Source organism: Streptomyces sp. V4I8 (genome assembly GCF_041261225.1).
Taxonomy (GTDB): domain Bacteria; phylum Actinomycetota; class Actinomycetes; order Streptomycetales; family Streptomycetaceae; genus Streptomyces.
In genome coordinates, this window is sequence record NZ_JBGCCN010000001.1 from 9,623,407 (window position 1) to 9,636,299 (window position 12,893).

General features: G+C 69.6%; 10 protein-coding genes and 1 pseudogene. 4 read left to right on the plus strand and 7 right to left on the minus strand.

Translation table 11 applies throughout. The features are described 5' to 3' along the window. Positions 1 to 74: 74 nt before the first annotated feature. Positions 75 to 989: an SDR family oxidoreductase gene (locus tag ABIE67_RS43750; protein WP_370269540.1), complete on the plus strand. Its 915-nt coding sequence runs from the start codon at positions 75 to 77 to the stop codon at positions 987 to 989. Here the strand turns inward: ABIE67_RS43750 and ABIE67_RS43755 are convergent. Beyond that, a complete protein-coding gene (locus ABIE67_RS43755; RefSeq protein ID WP_370267145.1) occupies positions 980 to 1,528 on the minus strand; it encodes a hypothetical protein in 549 nt (182 codons plus the stop codon). The genes ABIE67_RS43750 and ABIE67_RS43755 overlap by 10 nt on opposite strands. Positions 1,529 to 1,579: 51 nt before the next feature. Between ABIE67_RS43755 and ABIE67_RS43760 the strand changes: the two genes are divergently transcribed. Beyond that, the gene (locus tag ABIE67_RS43760; RefSeq protein WP_370267146.1) at positions 1,580 to 2,377 is read left to right on the plus strand and encodes an SDR family NAD(P)-dependent oxidoreductase; all 798 of its coding nucleotides are present in this window, start codon (positions 1,580 to 1,582) and stop codon (positions 2,375 to 2,377) included. A 61-nt stretch (positions 2,378 to 2,438) separates the two neighbouring features. Here the strand turns inward: ABIE67_RS43760 and ABIE67_RS43765 are convergent, their stop codons facing one another. Both ABIE67_RS43765 and ABIE67_RS43770 read right to left on the minus strand, forming a co-directional pair. After that, the gene (locus ABIE67_RS43765; RefSeq protein WP_370267147.1) at positions 2,439 to 3,899 is read right to left on the minus strand and encodes an amino acid permease; all 1,461 of its coding nucleotides are present in this window, start codon (positions 3,897 to 3,899) and stop codon (positions 2,439 to 2,441) included. A 295-nt stretch (positions 3,900 to 4,194) separates the two neighbouring features. After that, entirely contained in the window at positions 4,195 to 5,850 is a 1,656-nt protein-coding gene (locus tag ABIE67_RS43770) for a PucR family transcriptional regulator (RefSeq protein ID WP_370267148.1), read from the minus strand. A gap of 490 nt (positions 5,851 to 6,340) precedes the next feature. On the opposite strand from ABIE67_RS43770, the gene ABIE67_RS43775 reads away from it, so the two are divergent. Continuing rightward, entirely contained in the window at positions 6,341 to 7,042 is a 702-nt protein-coding gene (locus ABIE67_RS43775; protein ID WP_370267149.1) for a L,D-transpeptidase family protein, read from the plus strand. Between the two features lie 31 nt (positions 7,043 to 7,073). On the opposite strand, the pseudogene ABIE67_RS43780 reads toward ABIE67_RS43775, so the two are convergent. The 4 genes and pseudogenes from ABIE67_RS43780 to ABIE67_RS43795 all read right to left on the minus strand — a co-directional run bounded on the left by ABIE67_RS43780 (position 7,074) and on the right by ABIE67_RS43795 (position 11,547). Then, positions 7,074 to 8,275 (minus strand): annotated as a pseudogene (locus tag ABIE67_RS43780) (Gfo/Idh/MocA family protein). A 14-nt stretch (positions 8,276 to 8,289) separates the two neighbouring features. Then, complete coding sequence (locus ABIE67_RS43785) at positions 8,290 to 9,633, minus strand: sugar ABC transporter substrate-binding protein (RefSeq protein WP_370267150.1); 1,344 nt, start codon at positions 9,631 to 9,633, stop codon at positions 8,290 to 8,292. Positions 9,634 to 9,643: 10 nt separating this feature from the next. Then, positions 9,644 to 10,564, minus strand: a complete 921-nt coding sequence (locus ABIE67_RS43790; protein WP_370267151.1) for a carbohydrate ABC transporter permease — start codon at positions 10,562 to 10,564, stop codon at positions 9,644 to 9,646. Positions 10,565 to 10,581: 17 nt separating this feature from the next. Next, positions 10,582 to 11,547, minus strand: a complete 966-nt coding sequence (locus tag ABIE67_RS43795) for a carbohydrate ABC transporter permease (RefSeq protein WP_370267152.1) — start codon at positions 11,545 to 11,547, stop codon at positions 10,582 to 10,584. A gap of 165 nt (positions 11,548 to 11,712) precedes the next feature. Between ABIE67_RS43795 and ABIE67_RS43800 the strand changes: the two genes are divergently transcribed. Next, on the plus strand, positions 11,713 to 12,873 hold the full coding sequence (locus ABIE67_RS43800) for an ROK family protein (RefSeq protein WP_370267153.1): 1,161 nt from the start codon (positions 11,713 to 11,715) through the stop codon (positions 12,871 to 12,873). Positions 12,874 to 12,893: the final 20 nt, after the last annotated feature.

Sequence of the window (12,893 nt, forward strand, 5' to 3'; positions counted from 1 at the left end):
AGACGACAGAAGATGTCCGGCTTACCCGGCACTCTCGATGGCGACAGCGCTCGCACAGGGTCGGGAGGCCGGACATGTCACAGCCGCTCAAGGACAGGGTCGCACTGGTCGCCGGGGCGACACGGGGGGCCGGACGCGGCATCGCCGTGGAGCTCGGCGCGGCCGGCGCCACCGTCTACGTGACGGGACGCAGCACACGCGCCCGGCGCTCGGAGTACGACCGCCCCGAGACCATCGAGGACACCGCCGACCTGGTCACCGAGGCGGGCGGCCACGGCATCGCCGTACCCACCGACCACCTCGACCCCGCCCAGGTCCGCACCCTCGTCGACCGCATCGCCGACGAACAGGGCTGCCTGGACGTCCTCGTCAACGACATCTGGGGCGGCGAGAAGCTCTTCGCCTGGGACAGCCCCGTCTGGGAGCACGACCTGGACAAGGGCCTACGGCTGCTCCGACTCGCGGTAGAGACCCACGCCATCACCAGCCACCACGCCCTGCCCCTGCTGCTGCGCCGGCCGGGCGGACTCGTGGTCGAGATGACCGACGGCACGGCGGACTACAACCGCGAGAACTACCGGAGCTCCTTCTTCTACGACCTCGCCAAGGCATCCGTCCTGCGCATGGCCTTCTCCCTCGGCCATGAACTCGGACCACGCGGCGCCACCGCCGTCGCGCTGACCCCGGGCTGGCTGCGCTCGGAGATGATGCTCGACGCCTTCGAGGTACGCGAGGACAACTGGCGCGACGCCCTCGAACGCGTCCCGCACTTCGCCATCTCCGAGACACCGCGCTATGTGGGCCGCGCCGTCGCCGCCCTCGCCGCCGACCCCGACGTGGCCCGCTGGAACGGCGCGTCCCTCTCCAGCGGACAGCTCGCGTCGGTCTACGGATTCACGGACCTCGACGGCAGCCGCCCCGACGCCTGGCGCTACCTCGTCGAGGTCCAGGACGCGGGGAAGCCGGCGGACACGTCCGGCTACCGCTGAGGCGTCACCGGATCGGCCGCGGGGAGCGGCCAGCGCGCGGAGTGGCCCGGTGGCAGGCCCAGATCGTCGCGTACGGCCGTGTAGTAGCCCTCGCGGCCGGCGCGCTGCCGCTCCAGCAGCGCCCGCCAGGCCGCACGGTCGTCCCGGCCCTCCCGCACGAACCGCTCCATCTCCATCTCCGTCACGACCCAGGCCCTCGCCTTCTCCACCACGGTGCGGCTGCCCAGCATGATCAGCGCTTCACCCGAAGGATCGCGGCGGGTGGTCGCGTCGGCCAGCAGCGGCTGGGCCTCTTCGAGGGTCAGGGGATCGGGGTGCGGATCGACGCCGGCGTTGGCGGCGACCCGGTACGTCACCGTGACCGTCTTCTTCACCGACTGCGCGTAGTCGGCGTACACCGCGAGCCGCCGCTCCTCCCAGCGCGCCGCCTGCTCCCGCCGGAACCTCACCTGGTCGCCCCGCACGACCGCCAGATAGGAACCGAGCGCGCCGATGACGACGCCGATGAGCGCGGGAAGTTGCTGAATGAACGCGGACATGACGGCACGGTATCTGCCCGGACGATCACCGCGGCAGTACCGTTCGGCGTCATGACGGACACAACACGCTTCGCAGACTACGGAGTTGTCGTCACCGGCGCGGCCCGCGGCATCGGCGCCGCCACCGCCAGGCGGTTCGCGCAGGAGGGGGCCCGCGTGCTGGTGACCGACGTGGACGGCGCCGAGGCAGAGCAGACCGCGGCGGCGCTACGGGACGACGGGCTCATGGCGCAGGCACTCGCGTGCGACGTGGCGGACCGGGCGTCCGTCGAGGCAGCCGTCGCCCATGCCGCCCGCGCCTTCGGCTCGCTCGACGTCCTGGTCAACAGCGCAGCCCGCTGCACCCCCGATACGCCCCTCTTCGAGGACGGTTCCGACGAGGCGTGGGCAGATGACCTCGACATCACCCTGACCGGTCCCTACCGCTGTTGCCGTGCCGCCCTCCCGCACCTCGCCGCCACCGGACGCGGTGCCATCGTGAACATCGGCTCCGTCAACGGCGTCCAGGACTTCGGCAACCACGCCTACAGTGCCGCCAAGGCCGGCCTCGGCTCCCTCACCCGCACCCTCGCCGGGCATGCGGCAGCCAGGGGAGTCCGCGTGAACCTGGTGGCGCCGGGCACGGTCCGCACCTCGGCGTGGGAGGGGCGGGACGCGGAGCTGGACGCGGTCTGCCCGCTGTACCCGCTGGGCCGGGTCGGGGAGCCCGAGGACATCGCCGCCGCGGTCACCTTCCTGGCTTCCCGCGACGCGGCCTGGATCACCGGCACCACCCTCACCGTCGACGGCGGCCTGACAGCGGTCAACACGGGGTTCCATGGGGGGACTCGGGGGCGTGGAAGCGCATGAGCGGCCGACAGGACGGCTCCCCGCCGACGTGGCGGGGAGCCTGGCAGACGGTTCGCCGTTGCTACAGCGGCGCGGCCGTCTCCTTGGTGCCGTTGCCGCGGATCCGCTCCCGGACCACCGAGATCGCGATCACCAGGGCGGCGACGAGCACGGAGAGCAGCACCTGACTGCGGCCACCGCCCTCGCTGTCGTCGGTGAGCATGTAGAGGAGCACGAAGGAGATCATCCCGATCGTCGCCCACGTCAGATACGGGAACAGCCACATCCGGACCACGAGTTTCTCCGGGCTCTCGCGCAGGATGATCCCCCGCATCCGGAGCTGCGAGAAGCAGATGACCAGCCACACGAAGAGCGCCACCGCGCCCGAGGAGTTCAGCAGGAACTGGAAGACCGTGTCCGGCCACAGGTAGTTGAAGGCGACGGCGACGAAGCCGAAGGCCACCGAGGCCAGGATCGCGGCCTGCGGGACACCGCGGGGGTTCGTGCGGACGAAGGCCTGCGGGGCGTCGCCGCGCTGTCCGAGCGAGAAGGCCATGCGGGAAGCGGTGTAGAGGCCGGAGTTGAGACAGGACAGCACGGCGGTCAGCACGACGATGTTCATGATCTGCCCGGCGTGCGGGATGCCGATCGAGTCCAGGGCCGCCACGTACGAGCCGTGCTTCTTGATCGAGGGGTCGTTCCACGGCAGCAGCGAGACCACGACGAGGATCGAGCCGACGTAGAAGACGCCGACCCGCCAGATGACACTCCTGGTGGCCTTGGCGACCGCTCGTTGCGCGTCCGGGGACTCACCGGCGGCGAGGGTGACGATCTCGCTGCCCATGAAGGAGAAGACGACCAGCAGGATGCCGGTGAGGATCGCGCCGGGCCCGTTGGGCAGGAAGCCGCCGTGCTCGGTGAGATTGCCGAAGCCGGTCGCGGTGTGGTCGGAGCCGGGCAGCACACCGAAGATCGCCAGGCCGCCGAGGACGATGAAGCCCGCGATGGCGACGACCTTGATGCCCGCGAACCAGAACTCGAACTCGCCGAAGGAGCCGACCGAGGCCAGGTTCGTGGCCGTGAGTACCACCATCACGATCAGCGCCCAGGCCCACTGCGGTACGGCGGGGACCCATCCCTCCAGGATGACCGCACCCGCGGTCGCCTCCACGGCGAGCACGACGACCCAGAAGAACCAGTACAGCCAGCCGATCGAGAACCCGGCCCAGCGCCCGAGCGCCCGGTCCGCGTAGGCGGAGAAGGAGCCCGAGCTCGGATTGGCCGCGGCCATCTCGCCGAGCATCCGCATCACGAAGACGACCAGGGCGCCGACCAGCACGTACGACACCAGGATGCCGGGTCCGGCGGCTGCGATTCCGGAGGCGGAACCCACGAAGAGACCGGCGCCGATCACTCCGCCGATGGCGATCATCGACAGATGGCGGTTCTTGAGACCGGCCCGCAGACCTGCCTGCTCCGGGGGCTGACCAGCTGGGGGCGGAGCGGTGTCAGGGGTCAGAGAACCAGGGGGACGTGTAGTCATGTCGACATCCATTGCATGGTGGGGAGGGCCAGGGGGAGTGGCAGCTCGGATCGATGGATCGACGCATGGTCGGGGTGGATCGGTGGTTGGACGAGCATGCCGGGGAGTCCGGATGCCGCACTGAGGCGGTCGTCGCCGAGCGGCGGTGCTTCGCTCCGCCTCCTTGTGGGAGGTGGGCCGCATCACTTGCGGAAGTGGATTTGCGCAAGCTTAGGGGCGCCGGGTGGCGAGGTGTTTGTTCGAGGGGACAGATTCCGCCGCCATACCTGTTCGATCGGCCAATGCGGAGTCGGCGTCAGCCGGTGGGTGGCAGCCGCAGCTGGAGCATGGCCAGCAGGCGCTGGTCGGGACGGCTCAGATCGAGACCGGTCAGCTCCTCGGCCCGGCGAATGCGGTAGCGCAGCGTGTTGCGGTGCACATGCAACTGGGTGGCGGCCTCCCGGACGTCACCGAAGGCGTTGAGGTAGGCCAGCAGGGACTCGGCCAGTCGGCCCTGGTGCCGGCTGTCGTGCGCCACCAGAGCGGTCAGTCGCGGATCCCGTATCTCGGGGTGGGCGGCGAGCAGCGTCAGCATCTCGCTGATCAGCACTTCCGCCTGGATGTCGGGCAGCGCGGCGACCGCGGTGGGAAGGCCTGCGCCCATCATGGCGTCGAGGACGCGGTCGGACTCCCGGCGGGACTCGACGGCGTCGCCGAGCCCGGACACCAGGCAGCCGACCGAGCCACGCAGCGGCAGGCCCAGGTGACGGCGTGCGGCGTCGGTGATCTCCTGGCACCAGCCGCGCAGCGTGTCCGTGTCGATGCTGCGGGGCAGCTGGGGCAGCAGCACGTAGATCCGGGGGTCGAGCTGGGTGACCCGCGCACTGCGGTGCCGCGCGGCGATGTGCACCGAGATCAGGTTGGTGACCTCGGTGTGGGTCAGCTCCGGTGCGGCGCCGACATGGCTCGGCTCCGGCCCGGCGACCCCCGCCGTCCCGTACGAGAACCCCAGGACGGCGGCCGGGAGGGAGGCGTCGAATCCCAGGTGGGTGGCGAGCGGCTGCGGCCCGGTGCTCCCCTCCAGAAGTCCGGCGAGCAGTGTCCGAGTGAGTGTCAGGTCCTCGGAGAGCTCCCGGCGGCGGCGTACCAGGTGGTGCGCGGCGACCCGGGCGGCGCCCAGAAGCGCCTGCTCCGAGTGTTCGGACAGCGGCGTCGAGCCCTCCTGCACCCAGATGGTTCCCAGCTGCCGGTCCCCGGACCGGATCGCCACCGCGAGCCGGCGGCGGATGCCCAGCTCCGGGTGGCTGTCGATGCCGATCACCTGGTCGCTGGAGTGCAGGTGCTGGAACACGCCCCACTCGCGCAGCTTCACCAGATACGCCTCCGGGCCCTGCCAGCCGAGGATGGAGCGCCGCCGCAGGTCGTCGATCTCGTCGGAGTCGGTGGAGCGGGAGTAGGCCAGCACCCGGTTGGCGGCGTCCTCGATGCTGACGATGCCGCTGGTGAGGACGGCGGTGGTCTGGGCGAGGGAGAACAGGTCGCCCTCCTCGGCCCGTTCGCCGGGGTGTCCCGGAGGGGCGTCGTCGAGGGCGGCGCGGGCCAACGCGTTCACCTGCTCCCAGCGTGCTTCGCCGCGCAGCGAGAGCAGGGCGACACCGGCCTCGGCGGCGGTCTCGCTGAGGGCCGCGACCTGACCGGGGCCGTCCAGCTTGACCACGACGGCGGCGGCTCCGTCGCGGGCGGCGGCCCGCAGCGCGGGAAAGGCGGCACGGCCACGGGCACCGATGACGAGGACCAACTCGCCCCGCTGGGCGGTCGGAGGGTCCTCCGGGTCGAGCAGGGCAACGCCCCGGATCTCGACGTCGAGCCCGGCGGGAGCGGCCTGCACCTCCACCAGGGTGTCACCCAGGGCCATCAGCAAGTGGCGCAGGCTGATGCCGGCTGGGGGCGGTGACATCGCGGCCGGATCCATGAAGCGGGATCGTACTGGGGCGGGGCGGCCGACCCGCAAGCCTCCTCCCGGGCTGTCCACGGCGACCTCGGCCGCCCGCCGGAGGCGTCCGTCCGCGTCCGGTCGCCCGCGGCGCGTGTACCGCCCGTGACGAAGCCGAGGTAGCGCGGACCGGCAGAGTCGGAGAAACCGGGGCCCACCGTTCGGCGAACCCGGTGAGGGCACCCCCGGCCCCGACACCTTCGGCCGGGAGGCCCTCCCGGCCGGGCGCGGCCTCCAGGCGTACGACCGGCCGCTCGGCCGGGCCGGCCAGTTCCCGCGCGGCGAGGTCGCGCGTGGACCGCAGGATCTCGGGGAGGCGGGCCAGATCGGCGGCGAGTGTGGAGTGCATGAGCGGCAGCGTAGGCACAACTTCACCGTTCGGTCACAGACCTGTCGGCTCGCACAACCGATCTCCCCGCGCACCCGTCTAGCCAGCAGAGACCGCACAAACACAAGGGAAGGCCCGGCCATGGGGGACATACGCAGACGGCGCGCCGTCGCACTCGGCATCACCGGAGGACTCGTCGCACCGCTCGCGCTGACGCTCGCCGCCGCACCGGCGCAGGCGGCCCCGAGCTGCACGACCCAGACCGGGCCGTATCAGAAGAAGGTGGAGAAGTTCCTCGGCCGACCGGTCGACGGCAAGCAGTCCAGTGCCGACTGCAAGGCCATCCAGGCCTTCCAGACCAAGCACGGCATCACCCCGAACGCGGGCTACGCGGGTCCCGTCACCTGGGGCGTGATGGACCTGATGCTGAAGCAGAAGGCCGTCGGCGACAATCCCAACAAGGACGGCAAGTGCCCCGTCAACAAGGGCCGCATCGCCTGTGTGAACCTCACGCTCCAGCTGAGCTGGATCCAGGACGGCAAGAAGCTGGTCTACGGCCCGGTCCCGGTCCGCACCGGCCGCGACGGCTACGAGACGCGCACCGGCCTGAAGAAGGTCTACTTCCGGAACATCGACCACGTGTCGAGCATCTACAACGTGCCGATGCCCTACTCCCAGTTCTTCGACGGCGGCCAGGCCTTCCACTCGGTCGGCGTCAGCATGTGGAACCCGCCGGGCTCGCACGGCTGCGTCAACATGACCAAGACCGACGCGAAGAAGTACTGGTCGCTGCTGAAGAACGGCGACGACGTCTACGTGTACGGCCGCAAGCCGGGCACCTGAGAACCCCGGGTACCCGGCTCGCGGAGAAACGTCACGCCTCGGGGGCGTCACCGAAGTCCGGGATCTCCAGCCTGACCCCGCCCGCCGCGCGGACTCGTGCGCGACGATGCCCGGCAGGGTGTAGCGGGCCGCCACCCACGCGTTCACGGACGGCAGGCTGCGGCTGTTGACCGCGGTCACGAAGTCGTCCACCAGGAAGTGGTGGCTGCCCTCGTGGCCGTTGTGCAGGTGGTCGAACGCCCGGGGCAGCCGCGACCGGTCGTGCACCGGCGCCGAACCCGAGGTGAAGGCGGCCCGCAGATCCGGCGCGATGTGCTGGAGTGACGGGTCGTCAGGAGCCATGGTGGGCTTGGGTTCCAGCAGTTCGCTGATGTCCTTGACGCCCTTCTTGTCCTGCCACAGGGCCACGGTGGCGAGCTGCTCCATGCTCGCCTCGGTGCCGAAGAACCGGAACCGCGACTCCCTTATGTGCGAGGGGTAGCCGACCCGCCGGAACTCGTTCGTGCGGAACGAGCCTCCGCCCGCCACCTCGAACAGCGCGGTCGCGTTGGAGACGTCGTTGCCGAACTGGCTGACGGACTTGTCGAAGACACCGTCGCCGCGGTCGTCCACGACGCCGATCGCCGACACGCTCACCGCGTGGGTGCGCCAGGCCCCCAGCACACCGCCCACCGCGTGCGTCGGGTACAGCAGCGGGGGATAGCTGGCCGTCGCCTTCCAGTTCTCGCCGCCGCTGTACTGGTACGCCTCGTAGAACCCCAGGTCCATGTCGTGGACGTAGTCGCCCTCGGCGTAGAAGAGCCGGCCGAAGGCGCCCTCGGCGATCTGGTTGCGGGCGTGCACGGTCGCCGGGTTGTACTCGCTGGTCTCGCCCATCATGTAGGTCAGACCGGTCGCCTTGACGGCGTCGATGATCGCCGCGATCTCCTGGGTGGTGATCGCCATGGGAACCGCGGAGTAGACGTGCTTGCCGGCGTTCAGGCCCTGGACCACCAGCGGCCCGTGGGTCCAGCGCTGGGTGAAGATCGCGACCGCGTCGACGGCCTTCGACTCCAGCATCGCCTCGTACGAGGGGAAGGTGCCGGCCAGTCCCTGCGCGTCGGCGAGCTGCTCGGCCCGCTCGGGCAGCAGATCGGTGACGTACACGTCGCTGACACCGGGGTGGGCCTGGAACAGCGTGGCGAACTGGCCGGAGAACTGGCCGGCGCCGACGATGCCGAGGGAGAACGTCATGGAGGGTGTGCCTTTCACTGGCCGAGGATGAGGTTGATCTGGTCGTTGGTCTCGTCGAGGCTGCTCACGGGCTTTCCGTTGCCGTAGATGTCCTCCATCGCGGGCATCATGAGCGCCGTCATGTCCGCCGAGTAGCTGGCGATCGGATACGAGAAGGTCCGGAAGCGCTTCTTGTCGGCCACGGGTTCGGTGAAGGCCGAGACGTCGATGCCCTTCTTGTCGTATGCGGCGGTGGCGGCCCTGGTCCCGGCCGGAGTGGCGGGGAAGACGACCCCGTACCGGCCGACGACGGTCTGGCACTCGTCCGAGGCCAGATACGCCACCCACTTGCGGGCGCCCTCCTTGTTCCTGGCGGCCTTGGTGATCGAGTCGGCGAGACCGTTCATCATGGTGGCGCGTTTGCCGGTCGGACCGACCGGCGTGAGTGCGCTCTTGATGTCCAGGCCCTTGAAGCCCGCGTAGCTGGAGATCATCCAGGCCCCGTCGAACGCGGCGGCGGCCTTCCCGGCGGCGACCTGTGTGCTCGCCTGGTTGGACTGGACGTTGTAGTCGGAGAGCGGGGGCATGTAGCCCTTCTTGGCGAGACCGAAGTACCACTTGATGACGGACTGGAAGGTCTTGCTGTCGTACTGGTACTTCGTGCCCCAGCGCGGCTTGTCCAGGTAGTTCCATCCGGCGGAGGCCGCGAAGTTGCTCCACTGCGTCTGGCCGTCGCCGAAGCCGCCGCCGTTGCTGGCCAGGCCGTACACCTTGACGTTGTTCTTGTCGAAGCCCGGCTCGTCGCCGCGCCTGCCGTTCCTGTCGATCGTCAGGTGGGCGACGGCCTTCTCGAAGGTGCCGCCGTCCTTGGGGTTCCAGGCCAGGTTGTTCAGCTGTTCGGCGGTCAGCCCGGCGTCCCGTGCCATCTTCTGGTTGTAGAAGAGCGCGACCGTGTCCCAGTCCTTGGGAGCGCCGTACCGGTGGCCGTCCTGGCCGATCCAGTTGGCGGCGAGTCCGGGCTGGTAGTCGGAGTCCTTGATGCCGAGGTCGTCGAGCGGCTCGAGGACCTTCAGGTCGGCGAACTGGCCGAAGTTCTGGATGTGGTCGGTGAACACGTCGGGCTGGGTGCCCGCGATGAAGCCGGCGGTGAGCTTGGTCCAGTAGTCGGTCCAGCCCAACTGGGTGATCTTGACGTCGAGTCCTGGGTTCTCCTTCTCGAACCCCTTGGCACAGGCCTGGTAGGCGGGCAGCTGGTTGGCGTCCCACAGCCAGTACGTCACCGTGTTCGCGGACGATCCGGCGGAGCCGCCGTGCGCACAGCCGGCCACCAGGGACAGGGCCAGCGCTCCGGCGAGCGCCGTCAGCTTACGAAGTCGCATGGGCGTTCCCTCACTTGATCCCGGTGAAGCCGATGGAGCTGACGATGCGGCGGGCGAAGCAGGCGAACAGCACCAGCATCGGCAGCGCGGCGATCAGCGTCGCCGCCATGAGCCCCGACCAGTCGACGCCGGTCGCCGGGGTCTGCGCCCGGAAGACCGCCAGCGCCACGGTCAGCACGCGCGAGCTGTCGCTGTAGGAGACCATCAGCGGCCAGAAGTAGTCGTTCCAGGAGGTGATGTACGTCAGCACGCCCAGCGTGATGATCGGCGTGGACGCCATCGGCAGGACGACCCGGAAGAAGATCTTGACCTTCCCGGCGCCGTCGAGCAGCGCGGCCTCCTCGACCTCCCCGGGGATGTTCATGAAGAACTGCCGCAGGAAGAACACCGCGAACGGGGTCATGAAGAGACTGGGCAGCGCGATGCCCAGGAGCGTGTCCACCAGGTGGAGTTGCTTGATGAGCACGAAGTTGGGCAGCAGTGTGAAGATGGTCGGCACCATCAGCCCGGCCAGGAACAGGCCGAACACCTTGTCACGGCCGCGCCAGCGCAGCCGTGAGAAGGCGTACGCGGCCATCGCGGAGAAGAAGATCTGGCAGCCGGTGATCAGTGTCGAGACGATCACCGAGTTGAGCAGGTAGCGCCAGAAGTCGAGCCCGCCGCCCGCGCCGCCCTGTGCGACCGCTTCCTCGGCCGACTGCAGGCCGAGGGCCCGCTGGAAGCCGGTGCCGGTGAGATCGACGGGGAGTGGATCGGTGGGGTCGGCGTTGAGCCCCGCGTTGGTGGAGAGCGCGGTGCGCAGGATCCAGTAGAACGGCAGCAGGGTGATGAGGACGATGAGACCCATCACGGCCCAGGCGGCGGCCCGCCCCGGGGAGAACCTGCGCCTGACCGGCCGTACGGTCGTCGTGGTCGTTGTCACGGCAGCCATCTCGCTGTCTCCTTCCGTCAGCCGAGGTCGGTCTGGCCGGCCCGGGTGAGCCGGTACTGCAGGACGGTGATCGCGCTGAGCACGACCAGCAGGGCGACGGACATCGCCGAGGCGTAGCCGAACTGGAAGCGGCCGAAGGCGGAACCGTAGATGTAGTACTGGAGGACGTTCGTGGCGTTCGCCGGACCGCCCGCGGTCGTCACGGCGACCGTGTCGAACACCTGGAACGAACCGATCACCGTCATGATCAGAACGACCGCCAGGACCGGACGCAGCAGCGGCATCGTGATCCGCCAGAACATCCGCCACTCGCTCGCGCCGTCCACCTTCGCGGCCTCGTACATGTCGTTCGGGATCGCCTGGAGACCGGCGAAGAGCAACAGGGCGGTGTAGCCGACGTGCCGCCAGACGTTGATCAGGGCGATGGTGGGGATCGCCCAGGTCTCGTCGGCGAGGAACGGTATGCGGTCCACCCCGACGGCGCTGATGATCTCGTTGCCGATGCCGAGCTGGGTGTCGAGGATCCACAGCCAGACCAGTCCGGCGACGACGTTCGACATCAGGTACGGGGTGAGCACGATGCCCCGCAGCAGCGCCGACTGGGTCAGCCGCTGGAGCAGAACGGCGATGGCCAGCGCCGCCACCGTCTGGACGCCGATGTTGATGAAGACGTACTCGACGGTGACCGTCAACGAGTTCCAGAAGATCGGGTCGTGGACCATCCGCACGTAGTTGTCGAGCCCCACCCACTCCGCCGGCGTGAGCAGGTTGAACCGCGTGAAGCTCAGATAGACGCCCCGCAGCGTCGGCCAGAGCAGAAAGACCAGGAAGCCCAGCAGCGCCGGAGCGATGAAGACCGCGGCGAGCCGCCCGTCCCCCTGGTTCTCGCGGGAGCGTGCCCGCCTCGTCCTCGACTTGGTCCCTGCCCCCTCCGCGCCGCCCAGGGGCAGACGCGACGGAGGGCTACTGGAGGCGATGGTCATCGGGAGACTCCCTCGTCCGCGGCTCGTCCTCGGCGACTTACTTTTGTCGCGGAAGAATCCAGCCGTCAAGAGGTGCGGCGAACATCTCCTTCAAGCCCGCCCGGCGGCATTAGACTGCCATGGTTGGTTTCATGAGGAAAAAAATAATATGGGAGTCTGACGACCATGACCCCAGTAGCCGCCAGCTGGCTTCCGCTCAGTCCGGGTGAGCGCTCGGTGGCCATCGAGGTGCTCCTCGGTGGCCCTCTGTCCCGCACCGAACTCGCCCGGCGGCTCGACCTGTCCGCGGGCAGCCTCACCCGGCTGACCAAGCCGCTGATCGAGTCGGGCGTCCTCGTCGAGGTCCCCGAGGCGGGGGCCCCGATGGAGGTGCGCCAGGGCCGCCCGTCGCAGCCGCTGGACGTCGTCGCCGAATCCCGCGCCTTCATCGGGTTCAAGATCACCGAGGAGATGGTCTACGGCGTCGTGACCACTCTCAGAAGCGAGATCGTCGCCCGCCACGACCGCCCGCTCATCAGCCGCGATCCCGCCGCGGTGGTGGAGGTGCTGGGTGAGATGGCCGACGCGCTCGCCGCCGGCCATCCCCGGCTCGCCGGCATCGGCATCGGCGTGGGCGGCCTCGTCGAGGACCGCTCCGTGGTCGGGGAGTCACCGTTCCTGAACTGGAGTGACGTACCGCTCGCCGAACTGGTCGAGGAGCGCACGGGGCTGCCGGTCGTCGTGGAGAACGACGTCGCCGCCCTCGTCGAGGCGGAGACCTGGTTCGGCGCCGGCCGTGGCCTCGACCGCTTCGTCGTCCTCACCATCGGCGCCGGCATCGGCTACGGGCTGGTCCTGGGCGGCAAGCGGGTGCCGTACGCCGAAGAGGACCGCGGCTTCGGCCGCCACTGGATCATCGACCCCAACGGCCCGCTCACTCCCGACGGGGCCCGCGGCAGCGCCGTCTCCCTGCTGACCATTCCCAACATCCGCTATCAGGTCCAGGCCGCCACCGGCCGGGACCGGACGTACGAGGAGATCCTCGACCTCGCCGCTGCGGGCGAGCCGATGCCCGCCCGTGTCATCGAGGAGGCGGCCCGGGCCCTCGGCACCCTGGTCGCGCAGATCGCCAACTTCGTGCTGCCCCAGAAGATCCTCCTCGCCGGAGAAGGCGTGGGCCTCATGGAGGTCGCGGGCAAGACTGTGGCGGACACCATCCGCGCCCTCCGGCATCCGCTGGCCGCGCCCGTCGACCTGGAGACCAAGGTGTCCGATTTTCACGACTGGGCACGTGGCGCGGCGGTTCTCGCGATCCAGGTGCTGGTGCTGGGGGCGGCGGAAGCCTGAACTCGGCGACCTGGACGGGC